A 19,713-nucleotide genomic window follows, 5' to 3' on the forward strand; every position below is an offset into this window, starting at 1 on the left:
ACCGTTCCCGAAGTCGCCGCGCCACCCGGCGGGATGACGAGGGCCAGGGCGCGCACGGCGCCCCAGCCACGGCGTACTCAGGTATTCCGACGTCATCAATCGGAAGGCAGCCATGAGACTCAGCAGGCACCAGAACACCGACGCGCCGTCCGGGCACGACACCCCGGGAGACCTGTGGCACGCGATGGCACGCCTCCACGCAGCCCATCCCGACTCGGTCGGCCTCATCGCGCCGTTCGAGCGGCCCTCGGCACGGCTGTCGATCACGCAGCCGGAGGACATCGTCCTCTCGGCTCAGGTGGAACTGTTCGAGGATGAGCCGATGGGCCGCCTTCACGATGTGATCGACACGGTGACACGCGACATCGCCGGGCCCAAAGGGTTCGGCGCGTACGCACTCGTGCCCGACGTCGCGCTGGAGGTCATGATCGGGGCGCGGCAGGAACTGCCGCTGCACGCCGCCTATGTCGCCGGCCTCACCCGGCTCCTGTGGGACGCCATCGGCACCATCGGCGCCCGCAGCACACCAGGGGGCGGCCAGTGCTTCCACTGCGAGGGGACCGGGCGTGCCCGCCCGCTGTGGGAGTAGTCGCTGTCAGCCCGCCACGACGTCGCGTAGTTCCCGTACAGCGCGCTCACGGTGGTGCTGGGCGGGGACCGCCTCGTACAGGTCCAGCGCGCGGCGGCGGACCAGGCCAGTGCGGTAGTCGCTGGGCAGCGCCGTCAGGGCGGCGATCGCACGGCGGCACGCCTGCTCGGTGTCGCCGTCGTGATGGGAGCACGCCGCCGCGTCGATGTTCAGCAGGGTGCGCGTCATGGTGCTGGTCGGCGCGGAGAGCTCCAGCGCCCGCTGCTGGCTCTCCTGGGCGCGGCGGGTGTCCCCGAGCGTGGTGAACGCGTGGCTGAGGTGGACGTGGTGCTTCTGCTCGCCGTACGTCAGCCACGTGTCCGACCGCTCCCCCTCGGGGAGCCGGTCCATGAGCGCGTCGGCGGCGGCGAGCGCGGTGCGGGCCTGCTCGCTCTGGTGGTTGAGGGCGTAGGCGCGGGCGGCGACAGCGGCTGCCAGCACCGCGGCGGCGGTCGGCCGGTTCCCGGCAGCGTGGCGGGCCTGCTCGGCAAGGCCGGTCGCAGCCTTCGGGGCGCCGTAGTTGAGCGGGACCATCGCCTCACGCGCCCGGACCCAGGCGTACAGCTGGTCGTCGCCGGATTCGGCGGCGGCCCGGGCGGCGGTGGCGAACCAGGCGCGGGATTCCCGGCGGCTGCCCAGGTCGTGTAAGACGATCGCGGTCATCCCGGCCATCTGCCCGGCCGTCCGGCACAACCTTGCCCGGACCGGGGCGGGCTGCGGGACGGTGAGCAGCGGGCTCAGGGTCGTGAAGTCGGTGACCAGGTCGGCCAGGACGCGGGTGGGTGCTTGTCCGTGGTAGCCGTATCCGTAGCTCTCGGCTGTGGCCTCGAGGTCGGCCAGGTCCTGGGGCGTGTCGGGGGAGAGGGTCTGGTCGACGTCGGTCCGGGCGGCGGTGAGGGCGGCGAGGGCCGGGGCGGTGAGGCCGGCGGCGAGCGCGCCGCGCAGCAAGTTGCGGCGCTTCATCGGATCATCTCCATGGTCGGACTCCGTGCTGGGAGCGGCGGTGTCCTCCCAGGGTTGCGCAGCGAGTCCCAGGAGGGCACCGGGAATGCGCAGACCGCCGGAGATTCGCTCGACAGTTGCCAGCGCGGTGACAGCCGCGGCGCCCCGGGCGATCTGGCTGACACGCTCTGCTTTGAGCGCGCACGCCTCCGCGATGCGGTTGAAGGAGATCCCCGCGTCGTGGGCCATGGCGAAGACGCTGGAGAAGTCGCGCTCGCGCAGGGCCCGGACGAAGGCGGGGTCGGCCAGCAGGCGGTGCGGCACTTGAGCGGGTGACGGCGGTAAGTCGTCCACAAGTCCCCCTCAATCTCGTGGAATGACAGTGCGTCAGCCTGACGACCATACCCACCGTGGGGCCCCCATGGAGGGGTTAGCGGCGGCCGTCGTGGTGGCTTCACTGGCGGGTGTCGCGGCCGCGGCTGTCCAGGGCCCGGCCGACCGATCAGGAGGAGGGTCCTCATGCCCAGTCCCATCCAGCCCCCGCCCGCCACGTCCGGTCCGCAGGCCAGCGGTCTGGTCCGCTCCCGCCGGCAGATCGTCGCCGCCCGGAACCGCAACGCCATCCCTTCGGACGGCGGCGGCACCGGCCGCAGCGACGGCAACGACTGACGGACCGGGAGCCCTGACGCGATGACGGATCTGTCCATCGCGGCATGCCTGGGCGAGGACTTCCTCGCCCAGGCACTGCACCGCGAACACCGCCACCTGCCCGGCGCGATCGACGTCGCCGGACTGATGACCTGGGACGACCTCAACCACATCCTCGGTAGCCACCGCTTGGAGCCGCCGCGCATGCGGCTGTCCCGCGACGGCGAGACGCTGCTGGTCGGCGGGTACACCGCCCCGGTGGCCACGCGCCGGCACACCGTGTGGCACCGGCTCCACCCCGCCGAACTGCACGCCCGCCTCCTCGAGGGCGCCTCCCTCGCGCTGGACAGCGTCGACGAACTCCACCCGCCCCTAGCCCGCCTCTGCGAAGCGATCGAGCGCAAGCTGCGCACCCGCGTGCAGGCCAACCTTTACGCGTCGTGGACCAGCACCGAGGGCTTCGGGGTTCACTGGGACGACCACGACACCGTCATCGTCCAGCTGGACGGCGCGAAGCGGTGGCGGATCTACGGCACCACCCGCCCGTTCCCGCTGTACCGCGACATCGAGGACCCCGGCGAGGCCCCCACCGAACCGATCGCTGATCTCGTCCTGCGCCCCGGTGACGTGCTCTATGTGCCGCGCGGCGTGTGGCACGCGGTCTCCGCCGACCAGGGCGTGCGCTCCCTGCACGTCACCTGCGGCCTGCAGACCCACACCGCGACCGACCTGATGGCGTGGGTGTCCGAGCAGCTGCTCACGCACGAGGACTGGCGGCGTGACCTGCCCTTGCTCGCCGCCCCCGATGGCCAGGCCGACGTCGTGGACGGGATGCGTAAGCGGCTCGCCGAACTGCTGGACGACCCGACGCTGCTCGCCCGCTACCGGGCGGCGATGGACGGCCAGGCCGTCGGCCGCATGGTGCCGAGCCTGCCGTACGTCGACGGCGTCCCGGCGGACCCGCGCCTGCGGGTGCGGATGACCACCGCCCGCGCTGTCCTGGAAACGGGTGAGGACGTGGTGACGCTGTCCGCCGCCGGGAGCGTGTTCGAGTTCGCGCCCGAGGCGGAGGCGGTGCTGCGTCCGCTCATCGACGGCCGCACCGTGGACCTGGGCGCGCTCGCGGAAACAGCCGGCCTCGGCCTGGAGGACGTCGCCGGGCTGGTCCAGGAGCTCGTTGCCGGGCAGGCCGCCGTGGTGGGGAGCCTGCTGTGAGGACGGCACGGCTTGCGCTGGGCACCTACCGGTGCCGGGCGATCCCGGAGGCGGCTGCCCGTGCGGCCGCCTCCGGCGCGCAGTGGATCGACACCGCCCCCAACTACGCCACCGGCCAGGCGCAGAGCCTGCTGGCCCCGGCCCTGACCGCGCACCCGGCGGTACGGGTCTCCACGAAGGCCGGCTACTTCACCGCGGCCACCGGCACCGACGCAGTGAACGCTGGGGTGCTCACCGAGGACCAGGCGGCGGCCGGGCACAGCCTCGCCCCGGGCTACGTGCGCTGGCAGACCGGCCGCAACCGCGAGCAGCTCGGGCGTGAGCGGCTGGACCTGGTCCTGCTGCACAACCCCGAGCGGGCCCACCCCGGCAACCGTCCCGCCCTTCACCGCGCGATCCGGGACGCGTTCGAGGTCCTGGAAGAGGAAGCGGCGGCCGGGCACGTGGCCGGGTACGGGGTCGCCACCTGGGCGGGCCTGGAGGAAGAGGCGTTCACGGTGGGGGAGCTGCTCGCCCTGGCCGCCGAAGCCGCCGGCGGTCAGCACCACCTGGTCGCGGTCCAGCTGCCGGTCAGCCTGGTGATGATGACGCCGATCGCGCAGGCCCTGAACGGCCAGGGCCCGCTCCCGGCCGCCGCCGGGGCGGGGCTGCGGGTGATGGCCTCCGCGCCGCTGCACGGGGGTGAACTTGCCGGCATCGTCGACCAGGAGCTCGCCGACCTGATCCGGCCGGGCCTAACCCCCGCACAGGCGTGCGTCCTTGCGGTGGCGTCATGCCCAGGAGTGACGGACGTCCTTCTGGCCGCTTCCAGTGCGCCACACTGGAGAGAGGCGGCCGACGCCGTCGCCCAACCCTCCCTTACCGCCGCCAAGTTGTGGGAGATCACTGGTGTACTCGCCTCCCCCTGACCCGGACACCGAGCGCCGTATGCGCGCCCACCACGCCCACGCCGCGCAGGCCCTGGACGTCCAGGTGGAGCCGGGCGGGGAGTTCTGGGGATGGGCCGGGCGCACCCTGGGTGCCCCGGCCCGCACCGCCGCCGACGGCCGACCGGTCTGGCTGCGGCTGGTGTCCGCAGCGACGGGCGAGGCGTCGGGGAAGCTGTGGGACGGCGCCCTCGATGCCCAGCACGCCTTCGGCGACCTCGATGGGCACCGGCCCGAGCTCCTGGGCGTGCACGACGCCGTCGACGACGACACCGCCTACCGGGCGGAGCTGTCGGTGCGCGTCAACCAGCCGGTCCTGTCCGGCAACCCGATCCTCCAGCACGACCTCCAGCTGCCGGACTCCTGGTGGGCCGACCTGGCTAAGGCGCTGGAGAAAGTGTCGGCGACCGTCACTGACCGCATCGCCGTGCGTCAGCAGTACATGGACCGGGCGATCCCCAAGTTCGTCGGCATCCCGACCCCGGCCGTGACCTGCTGGACCACCGCCCACGCCGACCTGCACTGGGCGAACCTCACCGAGCCCCTGCGGCTCTTGGACTGGGAGGGCTGGGGGCAGGCCCCCGAGGGGTTCGACGCCGCCATGCTCTACGCCTACTCGCTGCTCCAGCCGGACGTCGCCGCCCGCGTCCGCGCCACCTTCCCCGTCCTGGGCAGCCCGGCCGGCCTCGCCGCCGAAGCAACCGTGTGCGCGCAGCTGCTCCAGACGGTCGCACGCGGCGACAACCTGGTCCTCGAAGACCAGCTCCGGACCTGGGCCGGGGAACTCCGCCACCGCTGACCGAGCCCCCGGCGGCCCCGGGGTCTCGCACACTCCGGCTCAGCGCCGGACCGTCATGCTCAGTCGACGCCCAGCTCTCGCAGCGCGTTGTCCAGGATCAGTCTTTGTGATCAGTAGGTGGTGGTCTGGCGCGCTGATCAGTTTCTGGTGCGGCTGGGATCAGGTGATCGTGATGCCTCTGTACAGGCAGTGGCTGTGGGCGCTGATCGTGGGGTGGGGTCTGAGCTGCAGGTTTGTCAGTTCTCTGGTTGGTGATCAGGCCGTGTCATCTGTGCTGTGCATGGTTCAGGTTCAGTGATCGTTGGTATGTGGTGGTGTCTGGACGAGCCTTTTGTGCCTGGGGCCGGGCATGGCTGTGAGGGCTGCACGCTTGGCTTGAGGAGCCGCTGGCGGATGAGCGTGCCTGGCGGCAAGTGATGGCGGACGGTAGTGGGCCGTTCTGGTGGCACTGTCCGCCTCGACCTCGACCGACGTCTCCTCACCGTCGATCCGTCCGCTATGACGGAATGGGCCTCAAGCGCCTTTTCGTCGGGGTGAGCGCGCCGCGGGTCACAGGCTGGTCGTCTCCGCCTGCGCGGTGTTCCCGTCTTCGGCGGCATCGGGGGCGTCCTCGGCGCTCTCCGCGGTGCGGCGGTAGTAGGGGTGGGTGGAGTCCATCCTGCGGGCGAGGTGGAGGGGGGTGGGGGTGCTTTGGCGGACGTCGGAGGTGATGCCCTGGTTGGTCAGGACGGCGGCGGCGGCTCCGATGAGGTCGCAGTCGGCGTCGGGGCTCTGGGTGATGACGGTGAACCGGGTGGCGGTGTGGGCGTAGCCGTTCTTGTTCTGGCTGCTGCTTTCGAAGCGTGTCTCGTCCTTGCCGAAGCGGCCGGAGGGGCCGGCGGCCCAGGTGCGGGGGACGTTGACGAGCAGGAGGTCGGGGTAGGTGAGGGTGCCGTCGTCGGTGGCGAGTTGGAAGAGGCTGTTGGTGGTGTCGGTGGCGCGCCAGGTGCCGTCGCTGGTGCGCATGTGGGCCCCGGTGGGGCGGCCGATGCGTTCCAGGTCGCCGATGACGCGGACGGTGGCCAGGGGTCGCTGGGTGCGGGGGAGGCTGTGGCCGGGTAGCCAGGACGCCGGTCGGGGCATGCCGGGCGGCGGGTCCTGGCCCAGGGCTTCGTCGGTGAGGCCCACCCAGATGTACTCGGCGGTGTCGCCGTCGACGTAGAGCACCGCGGGGGCTGGTGCGGGGAGTTGGGTGCGGCTGGCGATGAGGGCCTGCTCGACGATGTCCGCGGCGGCGCGGGCCTGGAGTGTCTCGTCCGCAGCAGGGCGGTATCCGCTGACGTCCCAGGCGAGGTCGGTGGCGTGCAGCGCGGTGGTGGCCGGGCTGTGGGGCTGCCACCGCCCGGCCTGCGGGCTGTAGGCCCAGATCTGCCAGGGGTCGTCCTTTCCGCCGGTGGGGCGCATGGCGGTGAGGGTTGCGGTGATCGGTGCCGGTTCGGTGGTGCGGCGTTTGCCGGGTGTGCGGCGCTGGGCGTGGCGGCGGACGTGGATGCCGATGTGCCACCAGTTCTCGAGCGGCAGTTTGCCGAACGCGGCACCGAGGCGGTGGTCGGTGGCGCCGACGCCGCTGAGGATCTCGCGCAGCACGTTCGCGGTCGAGCTGTCGAGGCCGCTCTGGCGGGAGGCGACCTTCTTCGCGCGGTACTTCTCGTTGTAGGGCTTGCCCTCCCGGGTGTGGGTGGGGACCGGCGGCGGGGCCTGCTTGATGTACTGGGAGGTCGCTGCGAGGCGCGCGAGAGCCTGCTTGGAGGGCCACTTGCCGTCCTCGGCCTCTGCCTTCTCGCGGGCTTCGACGCTCAGGTACCAGCGCTCGGGGTCCCAGTCGGTCTCGCAGATCGCCGCGACGAGCGTGTCCTCGCGGATGTAGGGGGCGAGTATCTGCGCCAGATCCCGCTCGCGTTCCGCGCTGGTGCGCGGTCCGTGGCCGAGGGCGCCGGCCTTGTCGTGGAGGAAAACGACCTCGATACGCCCACCGGCGGCGGGTTCGGCGACGCCCTCGACGGCCTTCCAGTCCTCGCCAGGGCCCCACTGGGCGGCGATCGCGGCCTTCACCCGGGCGCGGACCTCGTCGGTGCTCCACAGGACGGGGACGAGGAGTGTGCCCACGCCGGCGGCGTCCAGGGCGGTGGGGATCCGTTCGAGGGGGATCGGTCCGCTGACGCGTGAGCCGCTCTCGGTGGGCGGCACCTTGATGCCGGGGACCTCGATGAACACGGGGCTGCGGTGGCTGTACTTCTCGCAACGGGTGTCGATGGCCTGCTCGAGGCGGCGGAAAAACTCCATGCCGTGTCCGCGGCCCAGGCCCGGGGTGCGGACGCTGGCCGGGGCGACGGCCCAGACCGGCCCCGGAGCGGTGTCGGCCAGGGCGCCGTCGGCGAGGTGCTCGGGGAACGGCGGCACGTTCGCGCTCAGGCGGGGCAGGGCGGCCAGGCGGCGGCTGGCGGCGACCACAGGGACGTTCAGTCGGCGCTTCCATGGCGGGCCGTCGGTGGCCGCGGCGACGACGAGCGGCTGGTCGGGGTTGGCCAGCAGGACGGTGGCGACACCCTTCCAGGAGGTGGCGAGGAGGGTGGTGGTGGCGTTCACGGTCAGCGCGTGGCGCCGGGAGTGCCCGCTGGCGGCGGTGCCGATGGTGATACGGGGCAGCAGGTGGCGCACGGTGCCCTTGCGGTCGGGTTCGGCGGGCAGTTCGTGGCCGATCGCGGCCAGGCGGCCGTCGGTGCACAGGGCGAAACGGACGGGGGCCCCGTCGTTGCGGGGCCACTCGAGGGCGGCGAGTTCCTCGGCCAGGCGCCAGCGGGCGAGTTCGCCCGGCCACCAGCCGCGCGAGCGCTTGCCGGCGCTCGGCGGCGGGGGCCGGTCGGCGGAGCGGGGCTCGGCCCGGGCGAGGAGTTCGGCCAGCTGTTCGCCGATGCGTCGGCCGTCGGGGCCGGGGACCACGGCTTCGGCCCAGTAGCGGAACACGTCGCGCCGGTCCTCGGCGCTGATCGGCGCCGCGCACAGGAGTTCGTAGCAGCCGTCGTTCCACTGCCAGCGCGCCCAGGTGCCCGCCGCCGCGCGCAGGACACACTCCAGCGCCCGGTAGGGCGGCTGCACGTCCAGACCGGTGCCGACGTTGCGCTTGTACTCGCGCGAGAGCTCCATGGCCAGGTCCATGACGGGGGCGTCGGGCCGGTAGGCGATCACCTCGCCCAGGTCGGCGGGAGCGGTGCGGAACTGCAGCAGGCGGGCCTGCTTGCGGGCGACGCTGTCGAGCGGGCGGCTCATGCGTACTCTCCCAGGTAGGCGTCAAAGCCCGCGCGCAGCGCGGGGAGCAGGTGCTGGGCGTGGGCGTACTCGGCGATTTCCTCGATGGTGTGGCCGTAAGAAGCGCCGAACTGGGCGAGGTCGTCCTGCGGGGACTGCTCGAGCAGCCCGCGGATCAGGGTGGGCAGGTCGGATCCCCAGGTGGGGTCGTGGAAGGCGCCGTCGATGAAGTGGAGCTCGACGTGGGTCTGCCCGCGGCGTCCGCGGCCTGCCAGCTGGACGCTCTGCCCGAGGAGGGTGGCGACGAGTTCGTACTTCAGCTCGTCGGGCAGGGCGGAGAAGCGCTTGGGCGCGTTGAGGTTCAGGCGCAGGTGCGCGTCGGCCGTCGCGCGGGCCTGGGCCAGGACGGCGGCGGGGTCATCGCCGGGCACGGTGTCGCGCCAAGCCCGGGCGGCGACACTGGCCGCCAGCACCGCCGGGTCGTCCGCCGGCATGACCGGCCGGACACCCATGGCGATCAGGGTGATGGCTGACACGGCGACGCCCTCGAACACGGTCAGCACGTTCAAGCCCCGCTCGGTGCGCGGCAGCGGCGAGATGAGCACCTCGCCGTCGAGGTCCGCCAGTTCCGCGAAACGGTCGCGGGTGAGCTGGCCGATCGCGTCGCAGACCGGCGGCAGAGAGGGGTTGGGGGTGTCCGCGACGGCGACGTAGATCCGCAGCCGCCGCCCGAGGGCGAGTGCGGTGTCGTACAGGGTCTGGGCGAACAGGCGGGCCTGCCGGTAGGAGTTGACGGTGATCAGGGCCCGCGCGCGATGCCGGGTGCGCGCATCCGCGGCAAGCCGGTCCAGGTCGCGCACCAAGCCCGGTGCATAGCTGGCGGCCAGTGAGATGACCCGCTGGTCGCGTTCGCGGTAGGGGGTGCTGCCGACGGCCAAGAGCTTCCCGTCGGCGACGGGGCTGCTGTTGAAGATGGTCAGGCCGCCCGAAAGGGTGTCGGGCATCGCCCAGTCTGGGCGGGCGAGCAGGTGGGTGCGTGTCGCGCCCGGCATGAAGCCGGTGGCGGACATGCCCAGGACAGTACGCTGGCGGCCGCTCAGGGCGAGGGAGACGATGCTGCCGAGGAACTGCGTCTCGGTGTGGGGGTCGGCGCGCAGCACCTCCATCTTCAAGCTCGCATGGGCATCTGGATCGTCCAGCCCTTCGAAGCGGAACCCGCCCAGCTGGCGTCCCAGCGGCCCGAACGGGACGACGGTGCCGGCGCCCTGGTGGCCGATCGCGTCGGCGAGCTCGGAGGCCGCGTCGATGCCGTGCCCGGCGAGTTCGCCGGCCCTGTCCGTCAGGTTGAACATCGTGTGGACGATGGCCGTCAGCCACGTCTTCATCATCAGCGCGTGCAAGACGCCCGCGGTGACCTCGGTGCGCGTGGGCGCCCGCACCGGCTCTGGCCGGTCGAGCCCGCGCTGCGCCGGCACCGTGGACTCGGCAGGTGCCCCGTCGTCTCCGCACTCGGTGGCGTAGAAGGCGGGCAGCCCGGCACAGATGATCTCCCGCAGTTCGTCCTTGAGGGGGCCAAGCTGCCACTCCCCGCCCTCGTCGATCGTGAGCATCCGCTCCAGCACGCCCGGGACGGGCAGCAGCCGATCCGGCAGGACGGCGCAGGAAGGGCGGTCGCCCGGCCGGGTGGCCACGCGCGGGAGCAAAGCCTGCAGACAGTCGGCCTGCTCAGCGGTGGCCGCAGCATCAGGGTCCACCCCGATCAGGTTCTCCAGCAGATGCCGGTCCCACTGATGGGGCTGATACCAGCGCTTGCGGTCCTGCAGGACCTGCCGCGTCCGGCGCGGGTCCTGCCCGCGGGCCAGGGCCCGCGCCTGGGCGACCTCGGTGCAGACCTCCTCCCCGGCCACCAGGTCGAGCAGCTGCTCGGCCAGGAACACCGCCCGGGTCAGGGGCCGGCGCACGGCCATCGCCAGCCGCGGCGGCGCCTGGTTCAGGCTGTCGCGAATGCGCCGCAGCACCGTGGTCGGGTGGGAGCGGGACGCGAGCTCCAGCACGCCGCACTCGTCGAACCCCCGCGACTGGTAGGCGTCGACCTCGTCGACGACCACATAGGATGCCAGGCGCAGAAGGAACTCCCGCACGCTGATGCTGTTGCGGACCTCCCCGTCGACCTCCACCGGAACCTTGATCATCCCGGACTGGAAGCAGGCATGGGTGGTCACGATGATCCTGGCCGTCGTCGCGGCCTCGACGTGGGAGAACTTCCCGCAGGACGACACATACGGGCACAGCGCCCGCTCCGGCTGGCCGAAAGCATCCGACGCCATGACCGTGCACGGCTCCCTGCCGGCCTCGAAGGCGTCGCGCCCCTCGAGCTGCGCCTGCGCGGCGCACCCGTAGGCGGAGTTGTTGATGAGGAAGGCGATGCTCGCCGAGGCCTGCGCCAGCGGCACGCCGGTGCCCTCCAGCTTCGCGGCGGAGCGCAGCGCGAAGTTGTACCGGCTGTTGGGGGCGATGAACGGCGTGGCCGTCGCCTTGACGCCCGCCGCCCGCAGCTCCTGCTGCAAGGTGGCGGCCTCGCCGTAGACGTCGCCGTTGTCGCTGACCACCAGCACGGTGGTGCGGCCCAGGCCTGCCTGCTGGATCGCCAGCCCCCGGCCGAAGACGTTCTTGCCTACGCCCGGGGGCGCACTCAGCAGGTGCATCCGGCCCGGCGGCAGGACGACGGGTTCCAGAGGGCGGCGTCCGCCACCGATGGTCCCGCGCAGCAGCAGCGCGATCTGCTTCTCGCGGAAGGCCGGGCCCTTCATGTCCTGGTCGGTGTCCCGGCTCTGCCAGCCGAGCTCATCGGCGTCCACCACCAACTCCACCGACGGCACGGTCACGACCTGAGGCGGCCTGTACACCCCCTGCTCATCGGGGAAAGCGAGCTGGACCCGCCCACGCGATGTCGGCGCCGACCAGCCCGATCCGCTCGCTACCCGCAGCAGCCGTCGGCGCCTGGCCGGCGCGAGCAGGCGGTCGACGACGTCCGCAGGGTCCTGCCCGTGAGCCGGCAGCACTTCAAGCGCCCGTCCCCGCTCGCTGTACCCGAGCGCGTAGAGAGCGAGCAGCGGGTCATCCGCGTCCGGGGTGTGGAAGACGTCGTAGACGGTCCGTTCGACGTGGTGCAGTAGCGCCTCCCCCCGATGGCGGATGCCCAACAGCACGCCGAGGCGCTGCTTGTCCGCCTCCGACCACTCCTCCCAGTCCGCCACGGCACGCGGCGCGTGCCCGCTCAGCAGGACATGGGCGTCCGCGACGCGCACCACCTGCCGCCCGTCGCGGAACCGGGCGGGAAGAAGATACTCGGCCAAGGCCAGAGCCCCGGCAAGCGTCCTGCTCACGCCCCCTCCACCTCCGCCACCAGGTCGGCATCGGTCAGCACGCGCGCCCCGCTGCCGCGCACCACCCGGCGCAGCAACGGCAGATATCCCCGCAGGTGCTCAGGCACCACGAAACACAGCTCGCCAGGCCCCTCCGGATCCTCGCGCAGCTTCTGGGCCAGCCCGTACGGGTCGGCCCAAGTCTTGACGTCGACGCGCCACGCCCTGGACCGGCCGGGACGAGTGACATGCAGGTCATAGGCGTCGCCGAACGGCCACAGCCGCACCTCCGCGCCCAAGGCGACCAGCCGGTCGCGCAGCTCGACCTCCAGCAAGCCCGGGAGCGTCACCCACAGCCACAGGGCGTAAGGCAACGCCACGTAGCCCTCCACGGGCAGCAACTCCGGCACGGTGCGCAATTCGCCGCACGGGGCCAGGCGCCAGCCCTCCACCGCAGCCGGCTCGGCCCAATACCGGGAGCCCAGCAGGCTGTGGCGCTCGTCCTCACACTCGACGTCCACCACGCCGTTGGGGCGGTAGGTGGCCCGCATCGTCCATCTGCACATCGGACACGCTGCCCACAGGCCGCCGAACTGCCGCGTCGGGGAGATACCGGTGTACGCGCCCAGCTCGACCAACGCGGTGTTCCGGGACAAAGCGCGCCGTGTCAGGACGGGCGTACGGACCATCGCCTCCCGGCCCCGGGTGTACGCCTCGAAACCTGCGCCCCTCAGCGCGCGGAAGACGGCGTGCTGGACGGTCTCGCCGGAGATCCGCGACAGCCCGCTACTCACCGGCAGCATCCCTACCGCCCGCAGCAGGCTGTGCAGATGCCGGATGTCGGCACCAATCCCCGGGGCCTGGTGGCCGTGCTCAGAGGCCTCCACCGCGAGCCGGTGCAGCGCCAAGCTGGGCATGCCGTCGTCATCGAGCAGCCACAGCTTGCCGAGCACTGACCCCTGAGGCCGTCCCGGCAGAAGATCGGCCACCCGGCTTCCACGGAGCCGACGGGTGAACACCTCGTACGACGGTGCCTGCTCAACGACCCCGAACGAGCGCACGTAGCGACCATGGCACTCCATCAGCAGCCGCATCTGCCCCTGTGCCTCGCCCTCACTGCTACTCAAGGCGAGCGCCGCGACCACGCAGGTGTCGAGTGCCGCACGCTGGTCCTCGTCGAGTTCTTGAACGGCCGCTGCCGTCCCGGCCACCGCCGACACCCCGGTCCTCCCCGCACCGCATCGAGCCCATGCCACGACCTCAACCCCTCTGCCCTGTGGGAGGGCACGGGAGTTCGGGGACCTTCCCCCGATCCGGTGATCCCGATCCGACGTTCGCGATGCGGGGTCTTCCGGACGGACTCGTGTCCGGCAGTCGCCGAATCGGGACGAGCAGCGTCGCGCCCCCAACGGCGCTCCGCAGACGACGCGGGCATACGGTCGCGGCGCGCGGGATGTGCTGTGTGTACGGGGACACGGGCCTGGCGGAGGTGGTCGCCGCCGTCTACCTGTACATCGACCGCGACGTCCTCGCCCGGCAGGTTGCCCGTGAGGATGCTTAGTGTTGCTCCCTGGCCACGTGCCTGTACGGCTGGGACGCGACGGCGCAGGCCGCCACGCCGTGGTCTCACTCATGGCGTGCCCTTGGCCTCCAACGCACGGCAGCTGTACGGCTTCTCGCTCGATCATCGCGGATCAGGCGGGCGAGGCCTCGGCTTCGTCCTCTCCATGCCCCGCACGGAAAGGGCGGCAAACTGGCCGGAGTGCTGAGAGGGGGAGCGGGGCAGACAGCGGAGGTGCGCTAGTTTCGTGCGGTATGGAAAGCCCCTCCCAGCTACGTCAAGCCGCCCTCGCCTGGCTTGATCAGGCACGTTATCTCCCCTCCATTCCCCAGGCCGTCTCTGACGCAGCGCTTGCATCGCGGCCGGAGTGGGATGACCTGAGCAACGCAGTGGCCATGGCGGCGCCGGTGTCGGGGCACCGTGACCTGTACGGAAAGCTAACTGGTGACTGGCTGCCCCGATGGTCCGTGATTCTGGGTGCATCCGGGCTGGGCGACGCGACCCGTTTGATCGCCCGAGGGGCCACTGTGTCGGTGGAGGAGGTCGCGGATAGTTTCGTTGCCTTCTGTACGGCCCCGGCACTGGGTGCCGAGGACTGGCTGCTGCTGACCGGCGATCTTCCTGAAGGTGCACGAGTTCCGGTGGGGCACTACACCCTGCAGACCTTCACCACCGACGAACTGAAGCAGCTGGGCCCCATGCCCGCGCTCTATGGCTTGCAGCTGGGCGGGCTCGACCTCGATCTTCTAATCGGTGCGCCCTTCGTCCATGCCCCGAACCCTGACCGTACGCCGGACCGCAGAGGGACCCACTGGTTCGAGACCGCCGGTCCTCGGCCGGAAGCCCGCCACTGGAGAGCGCTGCTCCCCCTTATCCTGTGGAGCGAAGACCTGTTGCACGTCGATGCCGTGTTCAGAGTCGAGCGCGGCCGGTACTTTGAACTGAACCGAAACGACGTACCGACCACCATTGAGACCATTGCGAGTCGCCACGGGACCCCGGTCGAAATCGAAGCCCGTAAGACGGGGAGCTTCCATCACGCGCCGGCAGATCTGCCGCGGATGCAGGCCTTCTGCTCCGCAGTAACCGCCAGGATCGATGCCGTCATGGCTGGCGCAACCAGCGGCCGCACATTGCCCAGGAAACGTGCCCGACGGCTTGAACGGGCCGCCCGACACCTGCTGCAGGCCTACCAGCGCACCCCCAGCGACAACGAAGTATGGGAGCAAGAGATAGACGAGCTGCACTTGGACTACGTCATCGCTCTGGAAGCCCTGATAGCCAGTCCCAACGACAAGCACGACGGCATCAGCAAGAAGATGCAGACTCGCACGGCCGCCCTGTTCCCCCCAGCGCTGCGCGAACTCGTCACGAAGGCAGTGCGGGACGCATACAACGCACGGTCCTTGTATGTACACGGAGACCTGCTCAAAGAGCAGGAGGAGAGCAAAAGGCAGACTCAGCTGCGTGAGCTGCGGCTGATCGTGCGGCAGGTGGTTCTGCGCTGGCTCATCCTCACCCCCCACGACACCGAGGATCTCGCACCACGTCTCGACGCCGCAGCCGACTGCGGCAGCTGTGAGCAGGCCATTGACGAGCCTCTGCGCGCCTTCTTCCAGGAAACGACGACACGGGACGATATCCGCTCCTGAGGCGGCCGAGAGACTCCCGGCGGCTATCACGGTCGGTGCGGGGTGCTCGTTATGCCTTTGCCTTGCCTGTGGCTTTGAAGCGGAAGCCGAAGAGACCGCCCTCGTCGTCGTCGGTGAGGCGGGGGCTTCGGATGTGGGGTTCGGGGTTGAATCCGCGCTGGGCAGCGGTGCTGAGGGTGTCTGTGTTGAGGGTGACGATGTACTGCATGTGCTCTTCCTCCGTCACTTCGGCTGCGAGCGCCAAGGCTCGCGCGACCTGCCGTTCGTCGACGCCGTCGTAGAGGTGGCTGTCGTGGATGAGGAAGTCAGGGCCGCGCTCGTGGCGGTGAGCGAGGACAGCCAGGGTGAGGTCGAAGCAGAAGATGACCATGTTGTTGATGCCGCGGCTGTCGTCGGCATCGATCCGAGGCGTGATGTTAAGGCTGGTGCGGCCGGCCTCGATCGCGAGATAGGCTTCGCGGCCCTCGCCGTAAAGGCGCTGGGCGTACCGGGAGAACAGCAGGATCGCTTCGTCTGTCTGCTGCCGGCGCTCTTGGAGGTCGAGGTCGACGGCCTGTTGTAGTTCGAGGCTCTTGGCGGTGATCTGGCGGGTGCTGGCTTCTAGGGCCTGCGCTGCGTCGAAGCGGTGGCGAAGAGCACCGAGGGCGGCCTCCTCTCGCCCTAGTGCTGTCTGCAGAGCGGTCAGCGCTTCCAGCGCTCCGCCTTCCGCCAGCTCGCGCAGGAGGCGGGCCTGGTCCTCGCCCAGGTCGGCACGTTGCTGACGCCGGGCGGCCAGGCGGTCGGTGAGTTCCTGGATCTCCTCCTCCAGGAACCTGCGCCGGTTGCGTATGACGGAGTGGTGGAACGCCTTGACATCGTCGAAGCGACGCCGGACCTGGTCGTTGAGGATGACCCCTAGCTCGCGGTAGGCGGGCTCGAGGTAGGACACCTCGACGTCGGTGGTCTCGGTGACCGCGCCTTGGAGTTCTTCGAGGTTGTGCTGGTCGATCACGTCGTCCTGGGCGAGCTGCTTGATTCGGCGGCTTACCTGGTCTGCGCGCTCTTTGAGGCGCTCGTACTCAGGGACGACCTGGAAGGCGGCAACCTGCGCTCGCAGTCGTTCGACCTGTGCCTCGGCGAGAGTGATTTGGCCCCTCAGGTCGGCAGTGGACCCGACGATCCGTCCCCATACGGGATCGTTGACGGCCTTCCTGAGCTGGTCTCTGGTTGCCTTGCGGGCATTGAGCTCGCGGTATCCGTTGACCAGCTGCCAGTCCAGCCCCAGGAGGTACGCCAGGTTCGATGAGGCCTCCGCGGCGGGCTGCCGGGAGAACGTCCGGGTGGGCTCGTTGAAGCCGTGAGCGGAGACACGGCGGATGAGGAATGACAGGAGCGCGCGACCGCTCACTCCGGGATGGTCGCCATCGAGCCCGAACAGGTCCCGCTCGATGACGCGATTCCACTGCTCCACGGACAGCTCGACGTCCTGGTCGTCCGTGAAAAGCGTGTCGGCCGACACGCCGGATACGTCCCGGCTCAGCGACACGACCTTGGGACTGTCCCCGCGCCGTCGTACCTCGAGCGGATCGTCCTGCCACGGCCAGTCCATAGTCAGGCTGAAGGTGATGTGGCGCAGAGCCCTGTTCGTGGCCAGCGACCCGGAGGATTTTGCCCCCAGAAGGAAGTGCACGAGCTCGATCACGCTCGACTTGCCGGCACTGTTACGGCTGTCGGTCTCAGCCGACGACGACGTGGTGTCCGCGACCAGCAGGTTCAGTCCCGGTGAGAAATCCACCGTCTTGAACCGGGCGTCGTCAGCGCTCAGACGGCGCAGCATCCGTACTCCTTGCAACGAGAACGTCCTGGTCCAGCTCCACCGCACCCATGGCGAAGAGGATGTCCAGGGCCAGAACGAACCACTCGAACGATACCGGCGAGGTATGGGCCTGATCAGCGCGCCAGCTCTTCAGCCTCGACCACGCCTGGCTGACAGTCCGCGGTTCATCGAGCTGGAGGAGAACCTGCGCGCCGACAGCGAGCAGGCAGCGGTCAGGAGCGAGCCCTTTCGTCGGAGTGATCATGCGGACAACCCGATGCCGGGCTGCCAGCCGGCAGGCGGCGTCTCGAAGATGTCGCATCGCTCGAAGAAGTGCGCCAGCACCACAAGTGCGGCGCGCAGCACCTTCGGTCGCGGCTGGGCATTCCCCAGGAAGTACATCTTGAGCTGCCAAAGGACGTCGTCAGCGTCGCTGTAGTCGCGACGCACCTGCTGGTAGTACAGGCGGAAGCCCTCCGCCACCTCGTCATGCTCCAGCGCGCTCCGGGTGCCGGCGTAGAACGCGTCCACCAGGTAGCTCTGACGCATGCCTCGGAGGAGGTCTTCACGATCCGCTCCTTCGATCCGGTTGAAGTCCAGCTTCTCCACCGGCACGTCGGGCAGGGACATTAGCGGGTTGGACTCGGCACGGATGTCCTGCAACTGCTTCAGAAGCGGGGCCAGATCCTCCATCCCGACGCCGAAAGTCGTGTCCTTGATGGGTATCTCGCACCGAAGCACATCCTCCGCAGCCATCAGCGGAAGCTGCATGCATTCCTGCCACAGGCGCCGACTGCCCATCTGCTCGAACTGAAGCGAGGGCATGCTGTCACGCGCTTCGGCCAACAGGGACGCCACGACAGGGTGCACACCTCGCCGGTCGTTGTGCACGAAAACAAAGGTGTCGAACTCACCGCTGCGCTTCTCGGCCGCCCCCGAGAGATCCTTGGTCAGCTTTTTCTTGATTTCGTAAGGATCGACTGTTTGGGGGCCGTAGCAGGCGTACAGCTTGCGGGAATGCAAGCTGAGGCCGTCTGCTGACCTGTCGCCCAGGCGTCCTGCGGTGCGCACGTCGACGAAGTCGGGATACCGCGAGCACATCAAACGGTGAAAGAAGTCTTCGAACTCGTTTTCGTAAAGCTCAGCCATCAGCCCCAAGAACTTGATGTGTGCATACATCCGTTGCTCAAACCGCATGAACCCCCCTTGCGCACAGAACTCTCAGAGTAGCTATGTGTAACGGGGCCCAACACCCCTTGATCAGGTCCTGCTTGCTCACGCCCACTGCACGCCCAGCGCGGCGAGGGCGGCGAGCTGCTCCGCGATGAGCTTGTCCCGGCGGCTCTTGGTGTTCGAGAGCCACACGCCCAGCTTCACAGTCACCGGCTCCGCCTCGCCGTCGACCGTGATCTCCATGCCCCTGTCCTACTCGCCGGGAGTGTGCGGAGCGTGTGCCAGGGGAGACCCGGCGGCCTCCGGCATGACGCTGGCGCCGCTGAGGTCCTCGCACAAACGCAGTTCCAGCTCGACGGCGGCCGCGTCGACCCGGGCCCACTGTTCGTCGGAGAGGTCGGGCAGGAGCGGGCGTAGGTGGTGCAGGGCGAACGCGACGATGCCCGGCGCCACGCTGTGCAGGAGGTTGGCGACGGCGGCGCTGTGCGCGTCGGGATGGAGCTCGCCCCCGCCCGACAGGGCGTACGCCAGCCTGTACGTGTAGTCCGCCTGCTCGGTGAGGGCGATGTTCGCGGTGGCGCGCACACCCGTGAGCCAGTCGGTGCTGAACAGCAACTGCTCGATCGCGGCACCGGACACCGTGGATTCGGCCGCAGTGATGATGTTCTCCATGCCCGGTCAACTCCCCGACCGGCAAGGCGGACGCGGTTTCGCTCAGGCCACAGCCCAGTGCGGGTTACTCACCGGCGGTGGCAGCCGTGCCCTTCGCGGCTGCCTCCGAGACCGGGCAGCCCCACGCCGCGCCCGGTCCGGCGGGGCCGTAGAGCGTGAACGCGCACGCCTGGAAGAACGCCTGCCGGTCAGCCGCATCGCCACCGTCTTGCGGCACCAGTGCCAGGAACGTGTGGCCGGCTTCCTGGGCCCGGCGGGCGATCTCGGCGAGAAGCGCCCGACCTACCCCGCCGCGACGAGCGGCATGAGCGACGGCCATCGTCAAGACGAACGTCTGCTCGCCGGGATGCGCCTCCCGGCCTTCGTCGTGCCCGAAGTCGCAGTGGAGCTGGAACTCAGCGACCCCGACGACAGACCCGCGGAGTTCGGCCACGACGACGTCCAGGCCCCTCGGGGTCGTAGAACCTGCCGTCTCCCAGATGGTTCGCGTACAGCAGCTCATCCACCACCGAGTAATCGGCTTGGACGAGGTCACGGATGAGTGGCATGACCCAAGTGTTCCAGGACCGCGGGGCGGAGGCACCGTCTACGGGCTCCGCGGTCTACGAGCGCTTTGCCTGCTGGCCCATGGTGTCGACTCTGGCAGAGGTGCAGAGCACTACGCTCCTTCCATGTGGAGTGAGTCGAACAACTATGGCTTCGAGAACGAGCTGGACTACCTGCGGTCGATCAAGAAGGACGACAGCTATACGTTCACGTACCCGTTCGAGTACATCGCTAAGAACTACGGGAACGACAATTACGACATCGGCACAGCGGACATGGTGGTCCGGGTCCAGTGGAACGACGCGGAGGCCGGTTACACGGTGGCCTACGACGTCCCCGAGATGGACAAGATCGACCCCGCTGAGGGGAACGGCGATGCAGCGAGCTTCTACGAGAGCGACGTTTACTGGAGGCTCGTGAGCGACCTTGACGGCATGGGGATCAGCTCCGCGCTTCGTGCAATCTAGGCACGGTTGGCTTGCCGTTCCCCGGCCTCCAAAGGTCCG

The 19,713-nt window shown here is 69.9% G+C and carries 17 protein-coding genes; 7 read left to right on the top strand and 10 right to left on the bottom strand.

Features of this window, described 5'->3' with window-relative positions; translation table 11 throughout:
• Positions 1-112: 112 nt before the first annotated feature.
• Entirely contained in the window at positions 113-589 is a 477-nt protein-coding gene (locus SGLAU_RS32515) for a hypothetical protein (RefSeq protein ID WP_043507542.1), read from the top strand.
• A gap of 6 nt (positions 590-595) precedes the next feature.
• On the opposite strand, the gene SGLAU_RS32520 is transcribed toward SGLAU_RS32515, so the two are convergent.
• Positions 596-1,924: a hypothetical protein gene (locus SGLAU_RS32520; protein WP_043507543.1), complete on the bottom strand. Its 1,329-nt coding sequence runs from the start codon at positions 1,922-1,924 to the stop codon at positions 596-598.
• A 165-nt stretch (positions 1,925-2,089) separates the two neighbouring features.
• On the opposite strand from SGLAU_RS32520, the gene SGLAU_RS35455 reads away from it, so the two are divergent.
• The 4 genes from SGLAU_RS35455 to SGLAU_RS32535 are packed head-to-tail and all read left to right on the top strand — an operon-like array spanning position 2,090 to position 5,158.
• Entirely contained in the window at positions 2,090-2,239 is a 150-nt protein-coding gene (locus SGLAU_RS35455; protein WP_159072849.1) for a hypothetical protein, read from the top strand.
• A gap of 21 nt (positions 2,240-2,260) precedes the next feature.
• Positions 2,261-3,433 (top strand): JmjC domain-containing protein, encoded by a 1,173-nt coding sequence (locus SGLAU_RS32525; protein ID WP_043507545.1) that lies wholly within the window; start codon positions 2,261-2,263, stop codon positions 3,431-3,433.
• The gene (locus SGLAU_RS32530) at positions 3,430-4,341 is read left to right on the top strand and encodes an aldo/keto reductase (protein WP_043507546.1); all 912 of its coding nucleotides are present in this window, start codon (positions 3,430-3,432) and stop codon (positions 4,339-4,341) included. Before SGLAU_RS32525 ends, SGLAU_RS32530 begins: the two co-directional genes overlap by 4 nt.
• Positions 4,322-5,158 carry a hypothetical protein gene (locus tag SGLAU_RS32535; protein ID WP_043507548.1) on the top strand — a complete coding sequence of 279 codons (837 nt, stop codon included), beginning with the start codon at positions 4,322-4,324 and terminating at the stop codon, positions 5,156-5,158. The genes SGLAU_RS32530 and SGLAU_RS32535 overlap by 20 nt, the downstream gene beginning before the upstream one ends.
• A 549-nt stretch (positions 5,159-5,707) precedes the next feature.
• On the opposite strand, the gene SGLAU_RS32545 is transcribed toward SGLAU_RS32535, so the two are convergent.
• Genes SGLAU_RS32545 through SGLAU_RS32555 form a run of 3 tightly spaced genes read right to left on the bottom strand, consistent with a single transcriptional unit; the run spans position 5,708 to position 13,028 of the window.
• Entirely contained in the window at positions 5,708-8,464 is a 2,757-nt protein-coding gene (locus SGLAU_RS32545; protein WP_043507550.1) for an RNAseH domain-containing protein, read from the bottom strand.
• A complete protein-coding gene (locus SGLAU_RS32550; RefSeq protein ID WP_159072850.1) occupies positions 8,461-11,829 on the bottom strand; it encodes a hypothetical protein in 3,369 nt (1,122 codons plus the stop codon). Before SGLAU_RS32550 ends, SGLAU_RS32545 begins: the two co-directional genes overlap by 4 nt.
• Complete coding sequence (locus SGLAU_RS32555; RefSeq protein WP_043507554.1) at positions 11,826-13,028, bottom strand: hypothetical protein; 1,203 nt, start codon at positions 13,026-13,028, stop codon at positions 11,826-11,828. Before SGLAU_RS32555 ends, SGLAU_RS32550 begins: the two co-directional genes overlap by 4 nt.
• A gap of 595 nt (positions 13,029-13,623) precedes the next feature.
• Here SGLAU_RS32555 and SGLAU_RS32560 point away from each other — a divergent pair.
• The gene (locus SGLAU_RS32560) at positions 13,624-15,021 is read left to right on the top strand and encodes a HEPN domain-containing protein (RefSeq protein WP_159072851.1); all 1,398 of its coding nucleotides are present in this window, start codon (positions 13,624-13,626) and stop codon (positions 15,019-15,021) included.
• A gap of 49 nt (positions 15,022-15,070) precedes the next feature.
• Here the strand turns inward: SGLAU_RS32560 and SGLAU_RS32565 are convergent, their stop codons facing one another.
• The 6 genes from SGLAU_RS32565 to SGLAU_RS33110 form a co-directional block, all read right to left on the bottom strand.
• The gene (locus SGLAU_RS32565) at positions 15,071-16,837 is read right to left on the bottom strand and encodes an ABC-three component system protein (RefSeq protein ID WP_043507556.1); all 1,767 of its coding nucleotides are present in this window, start codon (positions 16,835-16,837) and stop codon (positions 15,071-15,073) included.
• Positions 16,815-17,081 carry an ABC-three component system middle component 6 gene (locus tag SGLAU_RS32570; RefSeq protein WP_043507557.1) on the bottom strand — a complete coding sequence of 89 codons (267 nt, stop codon included), beginning with the start codon at positions 17,079-17,081 and terminating at the stop codon, positions 16,815-16,817. The genes SGLAU_RS32565 and SGLAU_RS32570 overlap by 23 nt, the downstream gene beginning before the upstream one ends.
• The gene (locus SGLAU_RS32575; RefSeq protein WP_052414195.1) at positions 17,078-18,013 is read right to left on the bottom strand and encodes an ABC-three component system protein; all 936 of its coding nucleotides are present in this window, start codon (positions 18,011-18,013) and stop codon (positions 17,078-17,080) included. The genes SGLAU_RS32570 and SGLAU_RS32575 overlap by 4 nt, the downstream gene beginning before the upstream one ends.
• A 78-nt stretch (positions 18,014-18,091) precedes the next feature.
• The gene (locus tag SGLAU_RS35115; RefSeq protein WP_244315388.1) at positions 18,092-18,232 is read right to left on the bottom strand and encodes a hypothetical protein; all 141 of its coding nucleotides are present in this window, start codon (positions 18,230-18,232) and stop codon (positions 18,092-18,094) included.
• A gap of 9 nt (positions 18,233-18,241) precedes the next feature.
• Positions 18,242-18,661: a hypothetical protein gene (locus SGLAU_RS32580; RefSeq protein WP_043507558.1), complete on the bottom strand. Its 420-nt coding sequence runs from the start codon at positions 18,659-18,661 to the stop codon at positions 18,242-18,244.
• Positions 18,662-18,725: 64 nt separating this feature from the next.
• Complete coding sequence (locus SGLAU_RS33110) at positions 18,726-19,163, bottom strand: GNAT family N-acetyltransferase (RefSeq protein WP_078958113.1); 438 nt, start codon at positions 19,161-19,163, stop codon at positions 18,726-18,728.
• A gap of 169 nt (positions 19,164-19,332) precedes the next feature.
• Here SGLAU_RS33110 and SGLAU_RS32590 point away from each other — a divergent pair, with 169 nt between their 5' ends.
• Entirely contained in the window at positions 19,333-19,674 is a 342-nt protein-coding gene (locus tag SGLAU_RS32590; RefSeq protein ID WP_043507560.1) for a hypothetical protein, read from the top strand.
• Positions 19,675-19,713 lie beyond the last annotated feature (39 nt).

Source organism: Streptomyces glaucescens (assembly GCF_000761215.1).
Taxonomy (GTDB): Bacteria; Actinomycetota; Actinomycetes; order Streptomycetales; family Streptomycetaceae; genus Streptomyces; species Streptomyces glaucescens_B.